This window comes from Streptomyces olivochromogenes, assembly GCF_001514115.1.
GTDB classification, from domain to species: domain Bacteria; phylum Actinomycetota; class Actinomycetes; order Streptomycetales; family Streptomycetaceae; genus Streptomyces; species Streptomyces olivochromogenes.
The window spans coordinates 49,602-70,547 of sequence record NZ_KQ948472.1 but is presented as its reverse complement, the minus strand read 5'-3'; the positions used below and the strand labels follow the sequence as shown (position 1 = coordinate 70,547).

15 protein-coding genes and 2 pseudogenes are annotated in these 20,946 nt (G+C 70.7%); 10 read left to right on the top strand and 7 right to left on the bottom strand.

The features are described from left to right. Position 1: 1 nt before the first annotated feature. Together AQJ27_RS40690 and AQJ27_RS40685 are read right to left on the bottom strand one after the other, a co-directional pair. Positions 2-1,609: an AMP-binding protein gene (locus tag AQJ27_RS40690; RefSeq protein WP_067380611.1), complete on the bottom strand. Its 1,608-nt coding sequence runs from the start codon at positions 1,607-1,609 to the stop codon at positions 2-4. Beyond that, positions 1,606-3,285 (bottom strand): AMP-binding protein, encoded by a 1,680-nt coding sequence (locus AQJ27_RS40685; protein ID WP_067380607.1) that lies wholly within the window; start codon positions 3,283-3,285, stop codon positions 1,606-1,608. Before AQJ27_RS40685 ends, AQJ27_RS40690 begins: the two co-directional genes overlap by 4 nt. A gap of 101 nt (positions 3,286-3,386) precedes the next feature. Here AQJ27_RS40685 and AQJ27_RS40680 point away from each other — a divergent pair, with 101 nt between their 5' ends. From AQJ27_RS40680 to AQJ27_RS40670, 3 genes are all read left to right on the top strand, one after another. Beyond that, positions 3,387-4,226, top strand: coding sequence for a helix-turn-helix transcriptional regulator (locus AQJ27_RS40680; protein WP_067380604.1), 840 nt, complete (start codon positions 3,387-3,389; stop codon positions 4,224-4,226). 265 nt (positions 4,227-4,491) lie between these two features. After that, positions 4,492-7,314, top strand: coding sequence for an AAA family ATPase (locus AQJ27_RS40675; protein WP_201264468.1), 2,823 nt, complete (start codon positions 4,492-4,494; stop codon positions 7,312-7,314). Between the two features lie 275 nt (positions 7,315-7,589). Continuing rightward, a complete protein-coding gene (locus AQJ27_RS40670; RefSeq protein ID WP_067380600.1) occupies positions 7,590-8,381 on the top strand; it encodes a S1 family peptidase in 792 nt (263 codons plus the stop codon). Positions 8,382-8,544: 163 nt separating this feature from the next. Here the strand turns inward: AQJ27_RS40670 and dmpI are convergent, their stop codons facing one another. Beyond that, positions 8,545-8,727, bottom strand: a complete 183-nt coding sequence (gene dmpI / locus AQJ27_RS40665) for a 4-oxalocrotonate tautomerase DmpI (protein ID WP_067380597.1) — start codon at positions 8,725-8,727, stop codon at positions 8,545-8,547. A gap of 104 nt (positions 8,728-8,831) precedes the next feature. Next, a complete protein-coding gene (locus tag AQJ27_RS40660) occupies positions 8,832-9,698 on the bottom strand; it encodes a LysR family transcriptional regulator (protein ID WP_067380594.1) in 867 nt (288 codons plus the stop codon). A 52-nt stretch (positions 9,699-9,750) separates the two neighbouring features. Between AQJ27_RS40660 and AQJ27_RS40655 the strand changes: the two are divergent. Beyond that, positions 9,751-10,387: pseudogene (locus tag AQJ27_RS40655) on the top strand (LysE family translocator). Positions 10,388-10,564: 177 nt separating this feature from the next. Here the strand turns inward: AQJ27_RS40655 and AQJ27_RS40650 are convergent. Then, complete coding sequence (locus AQJ27_RS40650) at positions 10,565-11,743, bottom strand: winged helix DNA-binding domain-containing protein (protein WP_079065628.1); 1,179 nt, start codon at positions 11,741-11,743, stop codon at positions 10,565-10,567. 177 nt (positions 11,744-11,920) lie between these two features. Here AQJ27_RS40650 and AQJ27_RS40645 point away from each other — a divergent pair, with 177 nt between their 5' ends. After that, positions 11,921-13,081, top strand: coding sequence for a magnesium and cobalt transport protein CorA (locus AQJ27_RS40645; RefSeq protein WP_067380591.1), 1,161 nt, complete (start codon positions 11,921-11,923; stop codon positions 13,079-13,081). 144 nt (positions 13,082-13,225) lie between these two features. Here AQJ27_RS40645 and AQJ27_RS40640 read toward each other — a convergent pair whose 3' ends face one another. After that, positions 13,226-13,762, bottom strand: coding sequence for a DinB family protein (locus tag AQJ27_RS40640; protein WP_079065626.1), 537 nt, complete (start codon positions 13,760-13,762; stop codon positions 13,226-13,228). Between the two features lie 334 nt (positions 13,763-14,096). Between AQJ27_RS40640 and AQJ27_RS53240 the strand changes: the two are divergent. Then, positions 14,097-14,294: pseudogene (locus AQJ27_RS53240) on the top strand (CorA family divalent cation transporter); the annotation flags it as partial. A gap of 79 nt (positions 14,295-14,373) precedes the next feature. On the opposite strand, the gene AQJ27_RS40635 reads toward AQJ27_RS53240, so the two are convergent. Next, positions 14,374-15,015, bottom strand: a complete 642-nt coding sequence (locus AQJ27_RS40635) for a TetR/AcrR family transcriptional regulator (RefSeq protein WP_067380588.1) — start codon at positions 15,013-15,015, stop codon at positions 14,374-14,376. Between the two features lie 141 nt (positions 15,016-15,156). On the opposite strand from AQJ27_RS40635, the gene AQJ27_RS40630 reads away from it, so the two are divergent. The 4 genes from AQJ27_RS40630 (at position 15,157) to AQJ27_RS40615 (ending at position 20,863) form a co-directional block, all read left to right on the top strand. Beyond that, the gene (locus tag AQJ27_RS40630) at positions 15,157-16,716 is read left to right on the top strand and encodes an acyl-CoA synthetase (RefSeq protein WP_067380585.1); all 1,560 of its coding nucleotides are present in this window, start codon (positions 15,157-15,159) and stop codon (positions 16,714-16,716) included. Between the two features lie 36 nt (positions 16,717-16,752). Next, the gene (locus AQJ27_RS40625; protein ID WP_067380582.1) at positions 16,753-17,970 is read left to right on the top strand and encodes an acyl-CoA dehydrogenase family protein; all 1,218 of its coding nucleotides are present in this window, start codon (positions 16,753-16,755) and stop codon (positions 17,968-17,970) included. Between the two features lie 92 nt (positions 17,971-18,062). Continuing rightward, on the top strand, positions 18,063-19,493 hold the full coding sequence (locus AQJ27_RS40620; RefSeq protein WP_067380579.1) for an MFS transporter: 1,431 nt from the start codon (positions 18,063-18,065) through the stop codon (positions 19,491-19,493). Continuing rightward, on the top strand, positions 19,490-20,863 hold the full coding sequence (locus AQJ27_RS40615) for a PhoPQ-activated protein PqaA family protein (protein WP_067380576.1): 1,374 nt from the start codon (positions 19,490-19,492) through the stop codon (positions 20,861-20,863). Before AQJ27_RS40620 ends, AQJ27_RS40615 begins: the two co-directional genes overlap by 4 nt. Positions 20,864-20,946: the final 83 nt, after the last annotated feature.

Here is a 20,946-nt window from a genome sequence, read left to right as displayed (position 1 = left end):
CCTAGTCGGCGTACGTCTGCCGCAGTTCGATCTTGCGGACCTTCCCCGACACCGTCATCGGGAAGGACTCCAGGACCTGCAGACGGCTGGGGATCTTGTAGTGGGCCAACCGGTCCTCGCAGAAGGCGCGCAGTTCCTCCAGCGTCAGGGGGTCGGCCGGGTCGAGCGGGATGACGCAGGCGAGCACCTCCTCGCCGTAGCGCTCGTGGGGCACCCCGACCACCTGGACGTCGGCGATCTTCGGGTGGGCGTAGAGGAACTCCTCGATCTCGCGCGGGTAGATGTTCTCGCCGCCGCGGATGATCATGTCCTTGATGCGGCCGACGATCTCGACATACCCGTCCTCACGCATCACGGCCAGGTCGCCCGTGTGCATCCAGCGCCCCGCGTCGACGGCCTCGGCGGTCTTCTCGGGCTCGTTCCAGTAGCCGAGCATCACGCTGTAGCCGCGGGTGCACAGCTCTCCGGCGGTGCCACGCGGCTGCGTCACCCCCTCCGCCGGGTCGACGACCTTCACCTCCAGGTGCGGGAGCACCCGGCCGACGGTGCCGGTGCGGTGCTCCAGGTCGTCGTCCCTACGGGTCTGCAGGGACACGGGCGAGGTCTCGGTCATGCCGTAGCAGATGGAGACCTCCGCCATGTGCATCTCGGCGACCACCCGCTTCATCACCTCGACCGGGCACGGCGAGCCCGCCATGATGCCGGTGCGCAGCGAGGACAGGTCGTACGTCGCGAAGCCGGGGAGGTTCAACTCCGCGATGAACATGGTCGGTACGCCGTACAGCGAGGTGCAGCGCTCCTCCTGGACCGCGCGGAGCGTCGCGGCCGGATCGAAGGAGGGCGCGGGGATGACCATGCAGGCGCCGTGCGAGGTCGCGGCGAGGTTGCCCATGACCATGCCGAAGCAGTGGTAGAAGGGCACGGGGATGCAGATCCGGTCCTGCTCGCTGTAGGCGATCGACTCGCCCACGAAATAGCCGTTGTTGAGGATGTTGTGGTGGGAGAGGGTCGCCCCCTTGGGGAAGCCCGTCGTGCCCGAGGTGTACTGGATGTTGATGGGGTCGTCGCAGGACAACTCGCCCTCACGGACCCGGAGTTCCTCGCGGAGATCCGGAGTCCCGCGCCCGATCAGGGCGTCCCAGGTCGGGTCGCCGATGTAGACGGTCTCCCGCAACTGCGGGCATCTGCCGCGCACTTCCTCGACCATCGCCCGGTAGTCGCTGGTCTTGTGGCTGAGGGAGGCGAAGAGCAGCGAGATGCCGGCCTGCTGGAGGACGTACTCGACCTCGTGGGTGCGGTAGGCCGGGTTGATGTTCACCATGACCGCGCCGACGCGGGCGGTGGCGTACTGGACGAGCACCCACTCGGGGCAGTTGACCGCCCAGATGCCGACCCGGTCGCCCTTGGCGATGCCGGTGGCCAGCAGCGCGTACGCCAACTCGTCGACGTCCGCGGAGAACCGGGCGTACGTCCAGCGCCGCCCGGACGGCACGTCGACGAGCGCCTCCCGGTCCGGCCAGGCCGCGACTGCCCGGTCCAGGTTGGCCCCGATGGTGTCGCCGAGCAGGGTCGTCGCGCTGGTTCCGTGCGCGTAGGAGAGTGCGCTCACCGGAAGTCCTCCTCGCGGTACTCGGCGTCCGAGCCGACTGCCGTGGCCTCGCGCAGCTCGATCCGGCGGATCTTGCCGGAGATGGTCTTGGGGAGTGTGCCGAATTCCAGACGGCGGATGCGCTTGTACGGCGCGAGGACCGTCCGCGAGTGTTCGAAGAGCACCTTCGCCAGGTCGGGGCCCGGTTCGTGGCCCGTGGCGAGGACGATGTACGCCTTCGGGACGGCGAGCCGCAGTTCGTCGGGGGCCGGGACGACGGCAGCCTCCGCCACCGCCTCGTGCTCCAGCAGGGCGCTCTCCAGCTCGAAGGGCGAGATCTTGTAGTCGGAGGCCTTGAACACGTCGTCGGCGCGGCCGACGTAGGTGATGTATCCGTCCTCGTCCCGGGCGCCGATGTCGCCGGTGCGGTAGTAGCCGCCCGCCATCGCCTCCGCCGTACGGTCGGCGTCGCCGTGGTAGCCGGTCATCACGCCCACCGGTCGCGCCGACAGATCGAGCGCGATCTCCCCCTCCACCGCCCCGGGCGCACCCGTGACCGGGTCGAGGAGTTCGACGCGGAAGCCGGGACTCGGCCGTCCCATGGAGCCCGTCTTGAGCTGCTGCCCGGGGCTGTTGGAGACCTGGACGGCCGTCTCGGTCTGCCCGAAGCCGTCCCGGATGGTGACGCCCCAGGCGCGCCGCACCTGCTCGATGACCTCCGGGTTCAGCGGCTCACCGGCGGCGACGGCCTCACGCGGCGGGGTGCGCAGCTGCGTCAGGTCGGCCTGGATGAGCATCCGCCACACCGTGGGCGGGGCGCAGAAGGTGGTGACGCCCGCCCGGTCCATCTCCGCCATCAGCCGGCCCGGGTCGAAGCGCGTGTAGTTGTGGATGAAGACGGTCGCCTCCGCGTTCCAGGGCGCGAAGAGGTTGGACCAGGCGTGCTTGGCCCAGCCGGGCGAGGAGATGTTCAGATGCACGTCGCCGGGCTTGAGCCCGATCCAGTACATCGTCGACAGATGACCGATCGGGTAGGAGGCGTGGGTGTGTTCGACGAGCTTGGGGCGGGCGGTGGTGCCGGAGGTGAAGTAGAGCATCAGGGGGTCGTCCGAGTGGGTGACCCCCTCGGGCTCGAAGCCCGGGTCGGCGGCGTACGCCTCCTCGTACGACTGCCAGCCGGGCCGCGCTCCCCCCACCGTGATCCGGGTGTGGCGGCCGGGCACTTCGTCGAACTTCTCGGCGTCCTCGGCGCGCACGATCACATGCCGGACGCGGCCGCGCTCGACCCGGTCACGCAGGTCGGCGGGGCCCAGCAGGGTGGTCGCGGGGATGACGACGGCGCGCAGCTTCATCGCGGCGAGGGCCGTCTCCCACAGCTCGACCTGGTTGCCGAGCATGACCAGCACGCGGTCCTCGGCGCGCACGCCCCGGGCGCGCAGCCAGTTGGCCACCCGGTTCGAACGCTCGGAGAGGGCGGCGAAGGAGAACTCGGCGCGCTCGCCGTCCTCCTCGACGATGTGCAGGGCGGTGCGGTCGTTGTCCCGTGCGATGACGTCGAACCAGTCGAGCGCCCAGTTGAAGGACTCCGGGCGGGGCCAGTCGAAGCCCTCGTACGCCGTGGCGTAGTCCGCACGGTGCTCCAGCAGGAAGTCCCGCGCGGCGCGGAACTCGTCCGTCGCACCGTTCGTCACCGTCATGTGTCCTCCTCGTTGCCGCACAGCCGCTTACCATCGTGTATTCCGTGATGGAGGTCTCACCACCCCCGAACGGGGGTACGCCGCGACGAAGGGGCGAACACGTGGCAGCAGACACGGCCGAGGCGGTGGAGATGCGTGGTGCGCTGGTACGACTGCGGCGCGCCACGGGGCTGCCGGTCGCCTTCGGCGGCCTCGTCGAACCCGGTCGCGCCCAGGTACGTATCAGCGAACTCAGCGGTACGGCGACGCCCGCGCTCAGCGCCCTCGCCGTGTCCTCGGGCAACGGCCTGGGCGGCAAGGCGGTCGCGCTGGCCCGGCCCTGCGCGGTGACGGACTACTCCGCCTCCCGGCAGATCAGCCACGAGTACGACGTGGCGGTCGCCACGGAGGGCCTGTGCTCCGTGATCGCGGTACCCGTCGTCGTACGCCGCCGGGTGCGCGGGGTGTTGTACGGCGCCCTGCGCACGGCCCAGCCCCTGGGTGACCGCACGCTCGGCGCGGCGGTGGCGGCGGCCCGGGACGTGGAGCAGGCGCTTGTCGTACGGGACGAGGCGCAGGTGCTGCTGACCGTCGCCCGGGAGCCCGAACCTGCGGTCGGGAGCCCCGCGTGGGAAGAGGTCCGCGAGGCGCACGGGGCGCTGCGGGCACTGGCGCCGCGCATCGTCGACCCGGCGCTGCGGGCCGAACTGCTGGACGTGTGCGGGCGGCTGGCGGGTGCGGCGGCGTCCGACGCCCGGACGCCTCGCGTCGACCTCGCCCCGCGCGAGGTCGACGTTCTCGCCTGCGTCGCGACGGGAGCCACCAACGGGGTCGCCGCCGAGCGGTTGGGGCTGCGGCCGGAGACGGTCAAGGGGTATCTGCGCTCGGCCATGCGCAAGCTCGGTGCGCGCACCCGGTGGGAGGCGGTGGTCGCCGCGCGGCGGGTTGGGTTGTTGCCGTAGCTTTCCGGCTGCCCCGGCTTTGGCCGCTCCGCGGCCTTTTCTCCGTCGCTCCGCGACGGTTTCCCACCCAACCACCCCTTATGCCCGCTCCGCGACCCCCGTCACCGGCCACTCCGCGCCCCCCATCTGGCGTTCTTCATTCAGACGGCGGCGCCCTGAAATACGTTATGCCAACACTCCTGTTATTTCCCTCACCACCCCGAGACTCCGAAATTCAAAGAGTCGTTGCCTAATATTGGCTCGGACACGACATGCGAGGGGAGCGGTGACCGTGCGAGGGGACTTCAAGGAGCCTGCGAGACCCCGCCCCGACCTGGTCATCGGCCGGGAGGAGCTCTTCGCGAGCGCGCGCGAGCAGCTCTCCGACGGAGGCAGCGTGCTGGTGCACGGCCCCGCGGGAATAGGAAAGTCCACCGTCCTGCGTGCGCTGGCCGCGGAATGCGCCGAATCGGCACACACCGTCTTGCGCTGCTCGGCGACCGAGTCCGAATCCCATCTGCCCTTCCTCGCCCTGGCCGACCTCCTCGGCCTGGTGGTGGACCAGGTCTCCGACCGGCTGCCCGCCCCACAGCGCACCGCCCTCGAATCGGCCCTCACCGGCCGCGGAGAATCGACCCTGCAACGCGACGGCCTCGCCCTGCGCCTCGCGGTCCTCTCCGTGCTGCGCGCGCTGGCAGCCCAGGGCCCGGTCCTGATCGTCGCCGACGACCTCCAGTGGCTGGATCCGGCCAGCGCCGAACTGCTCGGCTTCGCCGCCCGCAGGCTCGGCGAGATGCCCGTACGGATGCTGTCCGCGGTGCGCACCGACACCGAGCCACGGGACCAACAGCACGACCGCCATCTACGCGCGTCCCCGCCGGACACCCTGGCCGTGCGGCTCAACCCGCTCTCCCGCGCGCAGGTCGCCGAACTCCTCGGCAACCGCGGCTACACCGGGCTGCCCCGCACGACCGTTCGCGACATCCACCGCACCAGCGGCGGCAACCCGCTCTTCGCGCTGGAACTCGGCCGCGCGCTCGCCGAGAATCCCGCCCGGCCCAACCCCGGCGAACCACTGCCCGTGCCGACCTCGTTGCGCGCGCTCGTCCTCAGCCGTCTGGAGATGCTCTCCGCCGAGGCCCGCCACACCCTGCTCGTCGCGAGCGCGGGCGCCCGCCCCACGCTGAGCCTGCTGCACGCGGCCGGCCGCGAGAACGCCGAGGCCGAGACCACGCACGCCGCCTCGCTCGGACTGCTGGCGACCGAGCGTGAGACCCCGGGCATCCGGTTCGCGCATCCGATGATCTCGGCCGCCCTGTACGCGGAGGCGAGCGCCCAGGAACGCCGCGCCGCCCATGGCGCGCTCTCCACTGCCGCCTCCGACCCCATCGAACGGGCCCGGCATCTCGCCCTGGCCACCACCGGTACCGATCCGCAGGTCGCCGCCCGGCTCGGGGAGGCGGCGGCCGTGGCCAGGGACCGGGGCGCGCCCTCGGTCGCGGCCGGGCTCGGGCTGCTCGCGGCCCGGCACTCTCCCCCGGAGACCGTTCCCGGCCCGGACGAACGGCGGTTGCAGGCCGCAGAGGACGCGCTGACCGCCGGGGAGTCGGACCTCGCGCGGGACATCGCCCGTGACGCGCTCCGCCGGGTCACGGCGCCGGCGGATCGTGTCCGCGCCTGGATGGTCGTCATCGACGCGGCGGGGCAGGCCATGGCCGAGGTCGACGCGGTCTTCCCACAGGCCCTCGCCGACGCGGGCGAGGACCCCCGGCTGCTCGCGCTCGTGCGCTACCAACTCGCCTGGCGGGCCCTGCTGGTGGAGGGCGAGATGGCCAAGGGCCGCGAGGAGGCTGCGATCGCCGCCCAGCTCGCCGCCCGCGCCGGGGACCGGCCCACCGAACTCCTCGCGCTCGGCTTCCAGGCCCAGATGGAGACCCTGATGGGCCACCCGGGCGCACCCGCCACCATCCAGCGGGCGATGCGCGAACCGCAGGACCCCCGGGTGGCGTGCGACCACAACGGCGCCGGCGCCGCCCGCTTCCGCTGGCTGATCATGGGCGACCAGCTCGCCGAGGCCCGCACCACGATCACCGCCCTGCTGCGCGAGGTGCGGCGGCGCGGGATGGTCGAGAGCGAGGTGCACTTCCTGCGCGGGCTCGCCGAGACCGAGCTGCGCTCCGGGCACTGCGGGCGGGCGCTCGACCTGGCCCGGGAGAGCCTGCGGCTGGCCCGCGACACGGGAATCGGTGAGGCGGCCACCGCCATGTTCACCTCGCTCGCCGAGGCCGCGGGCGGCGACGTCGACCGGGCGCTGGCGCTGGCCAGGGAGGCCGTGGACCGCGCGGAGGAGGACGGCGACCTGGTCTACCTCTCGCGTGCCCTGGGCGCCCTCGGGCACGCCCAGCTGGTGGCCGGGGACTCGCTCGCGGTCGTGCAGTCCCTGCGGCGGGTACGGGAGCTGGAGGAGCGGCTCGGGGTCACGGACCCGGCCCGGGGGCGCTGGCACGGCGACCTCGCCGAGGCGCTGGTGCGGATCGGTGAGCCGGTCGAGGCGCAGGACGTCATCGACGCCACGCGGGCGCAGGCGCTGCGGCTCGGGCGGGAGAGCGTGCTCGCCGTGCTCGACCGGGCGGAGGCGCTGGTGCGGGCCGCGCGCGGTGAACAGGGGCCCGCGGTACGTCAGCTGACGGCCGCTCAGGACCGGCTGGGCAAGCTGGGCTACGGCCTGGAGGAGGCCCGGGCGGCGTACGCCCTGGCCGGGCTGCGCACCCACCGGCCGGGGCCGACCTCCTACGACGAGGCGACGCGGCTGTTCCGCCGCTGCCGGGCGCTGCCGTGGCTGCGGCAGGTGGAGTCCGCGAGTGCGGCCGGGCCGGCGGTGGCCTCGGCCACGACGCCGCTCGCCCCCGCCGCGCTCGACAGCCTCGCCGCGACGGAGCGTCAGGTCGCGGCGCTGGTCATGGAGGGCGCCACCAACCGGGAGATAGCCGCGCGGCTGTTCATCAGCGTGAAGACCGTCGAGGCGACGCTGACGCGGGTGTACCGGAAGCTGGGGATTCGGTCGCGGGTGGACATCGTTCGGCTGGCTGCGGGGCGCCGGAGCGGGTGAATTTTCCCCGCTCCCGCCGCCCCTGCCCGTCCCATCCGTACGGGCAACCCCCACCGGCCCGCAGGCGAAGGTCCGGCGGCTAAACCCCGTGTCTCTCAAGCAAGGGTTTTCCCTCCCGCAACTCGCCTAGGGGGTTCCCCTCTTGGATGCGGAACGTTCCGCCTTCTAGCGTGAGCGTCGTGCCGCTCGCTCGGGCACACGGCGTCCACCCACAGACGCCGTGCGATACCCCCCACACCCGCGCGTCCCCCCACCGGCAACTTCTGAGGAGATCCATGTTCGGGCTCAACCGCGCCAAGAAGACCGCCGCCCTCTGTACGGCGACCGCTGCCGCCGCCGCGACCGCTCTCCTGTGCGCACCCGGCGCCGTCGCCGCCCCCCAGCCGATCGTCGGCGGCACGACGACCACCACGACCGCGTACCCGTTCATGATGCAGATCACGGACGCCTCGCAGAACCAGTTCTGCGGTGGCACCCTGGTTTCGGCCACGAAGGTCGTCACCGCCGCCCACTGCATGGTCGGCGAGACCACGAGCAGCGTCCGCGTCATCGGCGGCAGAACGTACCTCAACGGCACGAACGGCACCGTCAGCAAGATCAGCAAGATCTGGATCAACCCCGACTACACCGACGCCACCAACGGCGACGACGTGGCCGTGCTGACCCTGTCGACGTCGATGTCGTACACCCCGGCGTCGTACGTCGCCTCCACGGACACCGGCGTGTACGCCACCGGCGCCACCGCCCGCATCATCGGCTGGGGCACCACGTCGGAGAGCGGCAGCTCCTCCAACCAGCTGCGCACCGCGACCGTCCCGATCGTGTCCAACTCCAGCTGCGCCGGCTCCTACGGTTCCGACTTCGTGGCCTCCGACATGGTCTGCGCCGGATACACCTCCGGCGGCGTCGACACCTGCCAGGGCGACAGCGGCGGCCCGCTGCTCATCGGCGGCGTCCTGGCGGGCATCACCTCCTGGGGCAACGGCTGCGCCGAGGCCGGCTACCCGGGCGTCTACACCCGCCTGACGACCTTCTCGAACCTGGTGAAGACGCAGATCAACTCGTAGCCACCAGTCGCCGGTGACTGCTCGTCAGTCACCGGCGGCCGACGGGCTCCCCAGACTCCTGAGCATCCCTCAGGTGAAAGCCAGGGGGCGTTGCGGGCCTCCACGAGCGGCCCGCAACGCCCCCTATCCATTTCTCCCCCGCTTCCTCCCCCGCTCCTCCCCTCTACTTGTCGGCGGTCAGCTTCCCCGCACTGCCCCAACTGTCCGCCGGCACCTCGTGGATCCAGACGTACACGCTCTCGGCGGGGATCCTGTACGCGTCGACGAAGGCGTCGGTGACGCGTTTGACGAGGTCCCGCTTGAGCTCGACGTCGCGCGGACCCTGCTGAATGGTGACGATGGGCATGACTGAACTCCCTCTCCTGGGGCGGCTCCGGCCGCCTTCCGGCTACGGGTCCAGTTCATCGCGCGGGGGCTCGTCGACCAAGAAGCGGATCGCGACCGCAGCGATCAGTTCTCGTGATCGCCGCAGGCCGCGAGCAGGGCGTCCAGGTGCGGCGTCGGCGTCGCGCCGTGCACGGCGAGTCCCGTGGTGAGCGCGAGTCCCGGCGCCCGGAAGGGTACGAAGGCGACTCGGGGGCTGTGCAGGACGCGGGCGTGCGAGGCGTAGACGACCGTCCACAGCGGCCGGGTCCCGATGCTGGCGAGGGTGTCCTGCAGCGAGCCGCTCACCGGTCCTGGCAGTGGTTCGAAGCCGGCGTCGTGACAGGCCCCGACGACCAGGTCGACCAGGGTGGGGTTGTTCCGGCGCGCGGTGATGCTCAGCGGGAGTGGGGCAAGTTCGGCGAGGTCGATCCCGTCGCGGGCGGCCAAGGGATGCCCGGCGGGCAGCGCGGCCACCAGCGGATCGGGCCACAGCGGCAGCACGCGTACGCCCGGCAGGGGCTCCGCGCCCCGTACGAACGCGGCGTCGAGGCGACCGTCCACGACCCGCGCGAGCCGCTCCTGCGCGGGAAGCGAGACCAGCTCGACCTGGACCGCGGGCTTCCGCACGGCGAAGCCCGCGAGCACCCGGTCCAGGTGAGCGCCGAGTCCGGTACTGGTGCCCAGGCGCAGCACCTCGGCCGCGGCGACCGACGCGCGGGCCCGCTCCACGGCGGCGAGCACCGCCCGTGCCTCGGGCAGCAGCCGCTCCCCCGCCCCCGTCAGCCGTACGTGCCGCGGTGAACGGTCGAACAGTTCGGCACCCAGCTCCCGCTCCAGCCGCCGTATCTGCTGGCTGATGGCCGACTGCACGATGTGCAGGCGCTCCGCCGCCCGCCCGAAGTGCAGTTCCTCGGCGACCGTGACGAAGTGGACGAGTTGCCGCAGTTCCATGTCCGGGACTGTAGGGCCCCTGTTTGAATGGCGGCCGTTGGGGGTGATGGACATGGTGTCCACGGACCGGTTCCTGGCGTTCGCGGCGATGTCGCTGCTGGTGATCGTGATTCCCGGGCCGAGTGTGCTGTTCGTGATCGGGCGGGCGCTCGCGCACGGCGGTGATGACCGCGCTGGGCAATGTCGTCGGCTCGTATCTGCTGGTGACCGCGGTCGCCTTCGGGATCGGCTCGCTGGTGGAGCGCTCGCTGACCGTCTTCCTGGTGGTGAAGCTGGCGGGTGCCGCGTATCTGGTCCTGCTGGGGATACGGGCGTTGCGGCACCGCAAGGAGATGAAGGCCTCGGCGTTGCGGCAGGAGCCCGCAGCCGCGGCACGCGGTGATCTGCGGACCGTCCTGGACGGCGCCCTCGTCGGCCTCACCAACCCCAAGGGGCTGGTCTTCTTCGCGGCCGTGCTGCCGCAGTTCGTGGACCACTCGGCGGGGCGGGTGCCCGGGCAGATGCTGGTGCTCGGTCTGATCCCGATCTCCATCGGGCTGGTCACCGACACCCTGTGGGGGCTGACGGCGTCCGCGGCCCGCTCCTGGTTCGCCGGCTCGGACCGTCGGCTGTCGCTGATCGGGGGCGCGGGCGGCTGCACGCTCATCGGGCTCGGGGTGACGGTGGCGGTGACGGGTCGCGCGGACTGAGTGCCCTGGACGGACGTACGGGCGCTGCGCGACTTCAGTGACGTGCGCGGCTCGGGTGACGCGTATGGCTCAAGTGGCGTACGTGGTTCGGATGATGTGTATGGCTCAAGTGGCGTACGCGGTTCGGGTGATGTGTATGGCTCAAGTGGCGTACGCGGTTCGGGTTGCGTACGTGGCTTACGCGGCCACGGTCCCGAAGCGGACGTCGTACGACGCCGACGCGCCGAGCAGTGTCCGGAGCAGCCCCTCGGCCTCCGCCACCACCTCCTCCCGCTGGACCTTCGTGAGCCGGCCGAAGGGTTCGATGGTGAGCACGTCCCCCTCCTGTCGCCACAGGCCCCCCAGGAAGCCGTCGACGAGCAGCGTGCAGTACGCCTGGTTGCCCGCCCAGGTACGCCCTTTGAGGCCGGCGGGCACCACCCGGGAGCGGTCGGCGTGCGAGAGGAGCAGGTTGTCGAACTCGGGCAGGAAACGGGGCGGGGCCGGGGTGTCGGCGTCGGGGCGGGGCGCGTCGGGGAGGTCGAAGAGTTCGACGCCGTTCTCGTCACGGAAGGTGAGCAGTCGCGGGCGCAGGCGTTCGAAGGCCTCGCGCAGCCGGGTCAGCCCCGCCCAGGTCTGCATGTCCTTCACGGAGGCGGGCCCGAACGCGGCGAGGTAGCGCAGGACGGCCGCGTCGGGGCCCGGGGACGGCTCGGTGGGACGGCCCAGCCAGTGTTCGGCGGTGGTCAGCGTGACCTGGCCGCTGCGGCCCCACAGTCCGCGCGGGGTGACCTGGACGAGCGGCAGCCGGCAGCGGGCGGCGACCGAGAGCGCGAAGGGGTCGGCGTCCGGCCAGTGGACGAGCAGTTCCTCACGCAGCTGTTTCATCGTGCGCGGTTCGGCCTCCACCAGCTCCCGGGCGATCACGGCGAGCCGGTCCAGGTCGACACCCGCGAGCCCCTTGCGGAAGTTGTTCAGCTCCCGGTCGCGGGCCCCCTGCACGAGCGGTCGCAGGGTGAGGGCGTCGTCGGCGGTGTGGGTGTGGATGGTGGAGCGCAGGGTCACGATGCGGACGACGGCACGGTCCTCCATGGCCGTCGACAGCTCCTCGGGCCGGAATCCTTCCAGTCGGGCGGCGAGGGCGTAGTACGGCGGCTTCACGTTCTGCGCCTGGAGACCCACGAGGTGCCGGACCGCGTCCGTGACGCCACGCCCGGCGGACCGGCGCAGCAGGAGCTGGCGGGCGAGGGTCGCGCGATTGAGAGCGCGCGGGTCGAGCAGGGGTGCGGGGTGGGCGCCGACGCCGCGCCCCCTGTTCCCACTCCCGTCCACACCGCTCGCGTCCGCGTTCGCCTTCGCCTTCGTCGTCGTCGTCATGCTGTGCACGCTAACGGGGCTTGCGGACACCTTCTGTCCGCAATCCGTGAGACCCTCCACGGGCATGCCCGGCCGGACCCGCCCGGACGGTACGCCCACTGCCCGCCCGCGACATATGACCCGTATATCCTTCTCCGTGATCACAGCGACGTACCTGCGACTTGGGAGGCAGCCGCAATGTCCGAGCGACGCCCCCGTCCGGCCGCCAAGAACGGCAGAATGCCCGTCTGGCGACGCGCCCTGAACCCGCCCGCCGCGACCGGCGTGACACCCCCGGCGCCGCCCGCCGACCCCCCGGAGCCGGAACCCGCCGCCGCCGACAGCGTCGTACAGGCGGCCCTGTACCGCGACGGTGTGCGCGTCTCCACCCCCGCTTCCCTCGCCGACACGTTCCGAGAGCTGCGCGACCAGCCGTCCGGCATGGCGTGGATCGGCCTGGCCCGCCCCACGGAGGCCGAACTCCTCTCCCTGGCGGCCGAGTTCGACCTGCATCCACTCGCCGTCGAGGACGCGATGGAGGCACACCAGCGTCCGAAGCTGGAGCGCTACGGCGACACGCTCTTCGTCGTCCTGAGCGCGGCCCGCTATCTGGACGCGGCCGAGGAGGTCTACTTCGGCGAACTGCACGTCTTCGTGGGCCCCGACTTCGTGATCACCGTCCGGCACGGCGCGGCGCCGGACCTGTCGGCGGTGCGCCGCCGCATGGAGGACACCCCTGAGCTGCTGAAGCTCGGCCCCGAGGCCGTCCTCTACGCGATCCTCGACTCCGTGGTCGACGGCTACGTCCCCGTCGTCTCCGGCGTCCAGAACGACATCGACGAGATCGAGACCGAGGTCTTCCGAGGCGACCCCGAGGTGTCCCGCCGCATCTATGAACTCTCCCGCGAAATGGTCGAGTTCCAGCGCGCCACGCGCCCGCTGGTCGGCATGCTGCACGGCCTGATGGCGGGTTTCGCCAAGTACGGCACCGAAGAGGAACTCCAGCGCTACCTCCGCGACGTCGCCGACCACGTCACCCACACCAGCGAACGCGTCGACGGCTTCCGCCAGGCCCTCACCGACATCCTCACCGTCAACGCCACCCTCGTCACCCAACAACAGAACGCCGAGATGCGCGCACTGGCGGAGGCGGGCTTCGAACAGAACGAGGAGATCAAGAAGATTTCGTCGTGGGCGGCGATTTTGTTCGCGCCGACGCTGGTGGGGACGATCTACGGGATGAACTTCGACCGGATGCCGGAGTTGCACTGGGTGCTCGGGTATCCCTTCGCGATTCTCCTGATGGCGGTCGTATGCACCAGTTTGTACGTCATCTTCAAACGGAAAGACTGGCTCTGAGTAATCGCCCTGAGTGGCGTGCCCGTGAGTGGCTGCGGCCCGGATCACGGGCTCCGACGGCGCTTCCGAGGCCGCTGGGGAGAATCCCGGGAGAATGAGCCGCGCTCCGATCTGGGCGGTCTCCTGCTAGGGCGCAGCGGTCGGCTACTCGCCGGTGGTGCCGTCGATGGCCTCGCGGAGGAGGTCCGCGTGGCCGACGTGGCGGGCGTACTCCTCGATCACGTGCTCAAGGACGAACCGCACGTCGGTGTCACCGAATTCCCGGTTCGGCACAATGCGCGCGAGGTCGACGGTCACCCTCGCGAACACCTGCCGCGACTCCTCGCACGCCTTCAGGTAGTCCGCGTAGACGTCCCTGGCCGGCGTGGCGTCCGACTCGTCGTACCACTCGCCGCCGTCAGCGGTGGCATAGGTCCGATACGGGAAGAAGTCAGGCGTCGTGCCGGCCAACGTCCGCTGGAACCAGGCACGCTCGACCCCCTGCAGATGGCGCATGAGCCCCAGCAGGGTCAACGCCGACGACCCCACAGCACGTAGCCGCAGCTGTGCGTCCGAGAGACCCTCGCACTTCCACAGGAAGGTCGCTCGGTGGTAGTCGAGATTCGAGGCGATCACCTCCAACCACGGGCCCGATACCACACGCTCGGGCCGGACGATCTTCTGGACGACAAGGTCGCTCACGCTGGGGTCTCCCTGCTGGGCATCAGTCTTGGCCGAGTTGGTACGTACCCACGATCCGAGGACCGAGCAGCCTCTCTATCGGCACCTCGGGGGCACGTTCGACCAAGAAGACCTCTCTTCGCATCGGAACTCATCGCTCGACGCCGCACCGAGCGTGGCCAGGTGTCGCTGCGAGTCGCAGACGGCCTGAACGCAACCCGGTCAACCCATGCGGGCACAGGATCGGCGAGCACGAGCACACGTGGCGCGGATCCCTGCGGGACACCCTCGCTGGGGAGAATCTGGGGAGTAGCCAGAGGCCGCCAGAGCCGTATCGCCGCAGGTCAGCGCCCCTCAGGTAGACAACTTCAAGGAGATCTCGAGCTGGGCGGCGATTCTGCTTGCTCCCACACTCGTTGGGACGATCTACGGCATGAACTTCTCCCACATGCCCGAGCTGCACTGGGGGTTCGGATACCCCTTCGCGATCGGCTCGATGGGGATCGTATGCGCCAGTTCGTACGTGATTTTCAAGCGGCGGGACTGGCTCTAGGGTTGGTCGCCCCCACGCAGAGCGTCCGCCGCCTCGTACGTCACAGCGCCGTAGCGGCCTCGGTCTGGACCGGCTCCGGTTACCGGCGCTCTGGTCCACCTTCTGCGCCGACCACGGGTGGCCGCCCCTCGAACCCGTTCGCCCAGTACCGCCCCCTCAGCGACAGGTCGAGAAGCATCTCGGTGACCGCCTCGGGCGACAGTGGGCGCGGATCGGCCTCCAGCCACCACTGGAGTACGGAGATCTGCTCGCCGACCCAGGCGCGGGCGAGCACCTCGACGTCGATGCGGGGGGTCACCCCGAAGTGCTCGGCACGGGCGCTGAACACCGCGGCCGCCGCCTGGGTCCGTGCCTCCACGAGCTGGCGCAGCGCCCGCCCGTCGCCCTCACCGCGCAGCACGACCCGGTAGGCGTCTCGCTCCTCGTCGGCGTGCCGGAACATCTCCAGGACCGGTTTGCCGGTGAAGCCCTGCGCGTCGGCGGCCAGGAGTGGCCGGAGCCGGCGGTCCAGCTCCTCCTGGAGGTCGGTCACGACCTGGCCGAGCAGGTCGTCCTTGTCCGTGTAGTGGCTGTAGAACGTCGCGCGTCCCAGGTCGGCACGCTCGGTGATGTCCTCGACCTTGATGTCCGCGTAGCCCCGTTCCAGCACCAGTGACACCAGCGCGTCCCTGAGCAGACGTCGGCTGCGTCGTACACGGCGGTCCCCCACCTCTGGCGACATCGGTCCTCCTCGCAGTCCTGATCGTGTTGCAGGTTACACCTCCATTGACAGTCCGACTGTTTCTAGACACGCTGTCCAGCATTGGTCATCAAGGCAAATATCTGCCGGTCGCACGAGTGTCGAGAGGGATGTGGTTCGCCGGTGAACCTGGGCAGCTACCTCAGCCGCAGCAGCACGTTCTGGCCCGATCAGGAGGCTCTGGTCTGCGAGGAACAGCGCTGGAGCTACCGGGAGTTGGAGGACTCCACCAACCGGCTCGCGTCCGCTCTCCTCGTGCGCGGCGTTCAGCCGGGGCAGGCCGTCGCGACCTTCGCGGGCAACTGCGGGCAGCTCGTCGAGACGGAGATGGCCCTGTGCAAGGGCGGCTTCCTGCGCGTGCCGATCAACTCGCGCCTCGCCGCGGAGGAAGTCGAGCACATCCTCGACTACGCCGCCGTACAGGTCCTGTTCACCGATACCGCGCACGCCGAGGTCGCACGTCGTGCCGTCGCCCGCGCCGGCGCCGACTGCCTGGTCGTCGACTACGACAACACCGTCGAAGGCGTCACGCACTACAGCGACCTGCTGGCCGAGGGCACGGCCTCCGAGCCCGTCGCCGTAGACGTGAGCGAGGACGATCCCGCCGTACTGAACTTCACCTCGGGCTCCACCGGCAAACTCAAGGCCGCCGTGCAGACCCAGGGCAACCGGCTCGCCAACATGCGCAAACTCCTGATGACCCCGGGCGGCGGTCCCTCCACGGCCGAGCGCTATCTCGCCGCCGGACCCATCACCCACGCCACCGGCATGGGGCTCCTCGCGTCCCTGTCGCGTGGCTCGACCGTCGTCGTACTGCCCAAGTGGGACGCGGAGCTGTTCCTGCGCACCGTCGAGGCCGAACGGATCACGACGACCTTCCTCGTGCCCACCATGCTGAACATGGTGCTGGCCCACCCGAGCCTCGCCGGGCACGACCTGTCGTCCCTCACCTCCGTGCGCGTCGGGGGCGCACCGGTGTCACCGCAGCGGCTGCGCCAGGCGGTCGAGGCGTTCGGGCCCGTACTCATGCAGGGGTACGGACTCGGGGAGACGACCAGCGGCATCACCGTGCTGACCGCCGAGGACGTGGCGGCCGGCATCACCTCCGACCCGGACCTGCTGATGTCGTGCGGGCGGCCCGTCTTCGACACGGAGGTGCGGGTCGTCGACGACAGCGGCAAGCCCGTACCGGCCGGGAGCCTCGGCGAGATCGTCGCGCGCGGGCCGGACTGCGTGCGCGCGTACTGGAAAGAGCCGGAGCTGTCCGCCGAGACCTTCCGCGACGGCTGGGTGCACACCGGCGACATCGGCTACCTGCGCGCGGACGGCTATCTGTTCATCGTCGACCGCAAGAAGGACATGATCATCTCCGGCGGCTTCAACATCTACTGCAGCGAGGTCGAGGCCGTCCTGTACGAGCACCCCGCCGTCGCGGAGGCGTGCGTGGTGGGCGTACCGGACGTGCAGTGGGGCGAGGCCGTCAAGGCGGTCGTCGTACGGCGCGAGAGCGCCGCGCTGTCCGAGGGCGAACTCATCGAGTTCTGCGCCGAGCGCCTGGCCCGCATCAAGAAGCCCAGGTCGGTCGACTTCGTGGACGAGCTCCCGGTCAACCGCAACGGCAAGACCGACCGGCGCGCCGTCCGCGACCCCTACTGGGCGGGCGCCATACGCAAGGTCCACTGACCCGCCCCCTGCCCCCACGACTGGAGCCGCACAGCCATGCCCTTCTCCCTCACCCCCGGCTACGACGACAACCCCCGCCTCGCCGACCTCGTCGGCCGCCTGCGGACCTACCTCGACGGCGAACTCGCCGCCTATGAAGCCGACTTGGGCCTCACCCACGAATCCGTCTACACCCGCTCGATGCTCGAACCCGTCTGGAAACGCAGCCGCGAACTCGGCTTCTACGGCATCCACCTGCCCGTGGAGCAGGGCGGTCAGGGCCTGACCTTCACCGAACTCGCCGCCCTGAAGGAGGAAGTGGGCGCCTCCGGCCGGGTGCTGCAGCACAGCGTGCTCGGCGAGATGGGCGGGCCGCTGCGCGCGGGATCCATCCTCCAGTACGCCACCGACCACCAGCTGGAGAAGTACCTGCTGCCCGTCATCCGGGGCGAACGCGCCTGCTGCTTCTCGCTCACCGAGACCGACGCGGGCTCCGACGTACGCGCCATGCGCACCACCGCCACTCCGGACGGCGAGGGCTGGCGCCTCACCGGCCACAAGGTGTTCTCCTCCGCGGGGCCCTTCGCCGACTTCTCGGTCCTCATCGCGCGCATGGCCGAGCCGGAGCCCGAGGACGGCACCCCGCCGGGCAAGCCGAGGTTCTCCGCGTTCCTTGTCGACCTCGACGCACCCGGCGTCACCGTCGAGGCGGGCGAGACCCCGATGTCCGGCGAGCACATCGAGAGCGACATCGTCCTCGACGACTGCTACGTCGGCCCCGGACAGCTCCTCGGCGACGTCGGCGACGGCCTGCGCATCGGTCTGGGCCGCGTCACCACCAACCGCCTCCTGCACTGCCCGACCGCCCTCGGCGGCGCCCGCCGTGCCCTCGCGCTCAGCGTCGACTTCGCCCGGACCCGGCAGGTCTTCGGCGCCCCGCTCGGTGCCCTGCAGTCCATCCAGCACAAGCTCGCCGACATGGCAGCCGCCTACTACGCGGCGCGCGCCATGACGTACGACGCGCTCGCCGCCCTGGACGCCGGCGACGAGCCGCGCACGGAAGCGTTCATGTGCAAGCTCTTCGTCGCCGAGAACGCCTTCCGCATCGCCGACGACGCCGTACAGATCCACGGCAAGGCCGGACTCGTCCGCGGCTCCGAAGTAGAGCTGTTGTTCCGGCAGTTGCGGATGTTCCGGATCCTCACCGGCTCCTCCGAGATCCAGCGGAACGCCATCGCGGGCTCGTTGCTTCTCGGTGACCGGCCACGCGGTTGACCTCACCGCGAACCGAGCGGCCCAACTCCCGTACCTGAAAGGCCTGATCCGCCCCGTCCTCGCACGAACCCCGCACCGGAGGTCAGCTCACCGTGGACACTGTCGTCCCCGCCCGAAGCGTGGGAGACCGGCTCGACCGGCTCCCCCTCACCTCGTTCCACCGCAGACTCGTGGTCGCGCTGGCCGGAATGATCGTCTTCGAGTGGATCGAGACCCACTCCTTCGCATTCGCCGCACCCATCCTGCGCGAACAGTGGGACCTGCCGATCTCCGGGCTCGCGGCGGTCGTCGCGGTCAGCTCGCTCGGCGCGTTCGCCGGCGGTGTCCTGGGCGGCTGGCTGGCCGACCGGGTCGGGCGACGCCGCACGCTCCTCGCCTTCGCCGCCGTCTACTGCCTGGCCGCCCTGTCGGCCACCTCGGTGCAGTCGCCGGAACAACTCCTGGTGGCACGCACCGCCGTGCAGTTCGGCGCGCAGGGCACGGCGGTGGTCGCCATCGTCGTCCTCTCCGAGTTCGTGCCCGCCGCCGCTCGCGGACGCATGCAGACCTACAAGGTGGCTCTCGGATCCCTCGGCATCCCGATCGCCGCCTGGTCGGGGTATTTCCTTCTGCCGCAATGGAGTTGGGGATGGCGTCTGCTGTTCGGGCTGGGAGCGTGCGGGGCCGTCTTCGCCGTGCTCGTGTGGCGGTGGGTGCCGGAGAGCCCGCGCTGGCTGGCCGCTCACGGACAGACGGAGCGCGCCCACGAGGTCGTCCGCGCCATCGAGCGCGCTTGCGGGGTGGAGCCGTCGGACCCGGCGCCGTCCCGATCCCCCGACGGAGCCGGGGCCGGTACCGCAGCGAGGCCCCGCGTCCGTGCGGTCGGCCTGATCACCGGCGCGTACCGGCGCAGGTTCCTCGTCGTGACGGCCCTGTGGACCACCGGCCTTCTCGCGTACTCCGCCTTCACCACCTGGACCCCCACCCTCCTCAAGGACAACGGCCTCACCCTCGACGACACGCTGCTGCTTTCCGCCGTCCTCGCCACGGCGGCCCCCATCGGCGCGATCGTCGCCGCACCGCTCATCGACCGCTGGGACCGGCGCACGACGCAGCTGGTCCTCGGCGCCCTGACCGCGACCGTGCTGCTGCTGTTCAGCGTGGCCCGGTCCCCCGCGACGATCCTCGTCTTCGGATTCGCCGTCAGCCTGCTGTTCCAGATGGCCGTGCCCTTCATGCAGGTCTACTCCGCCGAGGTGTTCCCCACCCGGATCCGTGCCGTCGGCTCCGGCACCGCCAACGCACTCTCGCGGATCGTCAACTTCGCAAGCCCCGCCCTGGTGACCGCCGTGTACGGAGGTCTCGGCTACACGGCCGTCTTCGTTCTCCTCGCCGCCCTCGCCGCCACGGGCGGATGCGCCGTGTACCTCTTCGGGCCGCGTTCCACGGGCGTGAGCCTGGAGGACGCCGCATCCGGCGGGGGCACGACACCAGCCCCGGGCACCCGCGCCACCCGTACCGACACCGCAGTGGAGAACATATGACCGACTCGACGATCTCGGCGTACACGGCGGCCGGTGACTACGCATGGAAGCACGTCGGTCCCGCCGGCCTCTTCGACCTCGGCGAGCTGTACGACACCGAGAGTCTCGACGTGGTGATCGAGAAGGACGCGGTCGAGGAGAGCGCCGCCCGGCCCGGCGCCCGCGTGCGGACGATCGTCCTGACCTTCACCAGCCAGCGGTGGCACGGCATGACATGGCGTCACCCCGTCCACGTCTACGCCCCCGCCCACACCCTTGAACATCCCCCGGCCCACGGAATCGCGGGCATCATCGGCACCGAGGCCGACTTCTGGACGGAACCCGGCAACGAGCGCCGTGTCATCCCGGAGACCGGCCAGGAGACGGAGAAGGAGTACGCGGAAGGCGTCGCCGTCGATCTCGGCATTCCGGTCATGGTCTTCGCGACCCCTCCCGAACTCCCCATCGACATGAACGAGTCGGACCTCAACGGCTACAGCAACCGGAAGTTCTTCGAGACGGGCGACTTCACCTGGTACGGCTACTACCCCGTCGCCACGTCCTATCTGCGCGCCATCACCCTCCTGACGACTCTCCCGGGACTCGGCGTCCGCAAGGCCGTGCTGTTCGGCCACTCCAAGCGCGGCATCGGCTCGAGCATCGCGACAGGAGTGGACCCCGACCGCCTCGCCGGCATCGTGACGACGGGCACCAACGGGATGAACATGCTGGAGGCCACCGCCCGCAAGATCGGTCAGCTCGGCATGGACGTCGCCGGCCCTTCAGTGCGCAGGGAGGGCCTCGGATTCCTCTCCGCCGACACGCAGTTGAGGATGTTCAACACCCCGCTCGGCTTCGAGGCGCTCAAGCGATTCGACCCGTACTTCTGGCGCGACTCCCTCACGACGCCATGGCTCGTCGTCAACGGCACGAACGATCCGTTCTTCGCCGTGGACGTCGCGCAGAGCATGCGGCACGCGAAGGGACCGACCACACTCCTCGCCGTCGACGACCTCACCCACACCTGGGCTTCCCAGAAGATCCTCGCCGCCTGGCGGATGTGGCTGGACCACCTCGCCCACGGACGCCCCCTGCCCACCCTCGACAACCTGACGGCCGAGCGGTCCTCCGATCACCTCACCGTGACCACACGTACGAACATTCCGATCACGGCGGCCCACCTCGCCACCGCCGGCGTCCGCGGCACGGACTGGCGCCAGGCCAAGTGGTCCCTGACCGCCATGACACAGACAGCCGACGGGACGTACCGCGTCAGCGTCCCCTTTCCCGCGGACACGAGCATGGCCTGGTACGTGGAGCTGCGGCACGGAACCCCGTCGGATCCCGGGTTCGTCACCTCAGCGGTCAAGGTCGAAGGGCCTGGGGTGTGAACGGCTTCCCGGCTGCGAGGTCAATGGCCGGGCGGGTGAACACTCCCCCCCTCGAGTTCACCCGCCCGGCGTGCGGCCCGTAC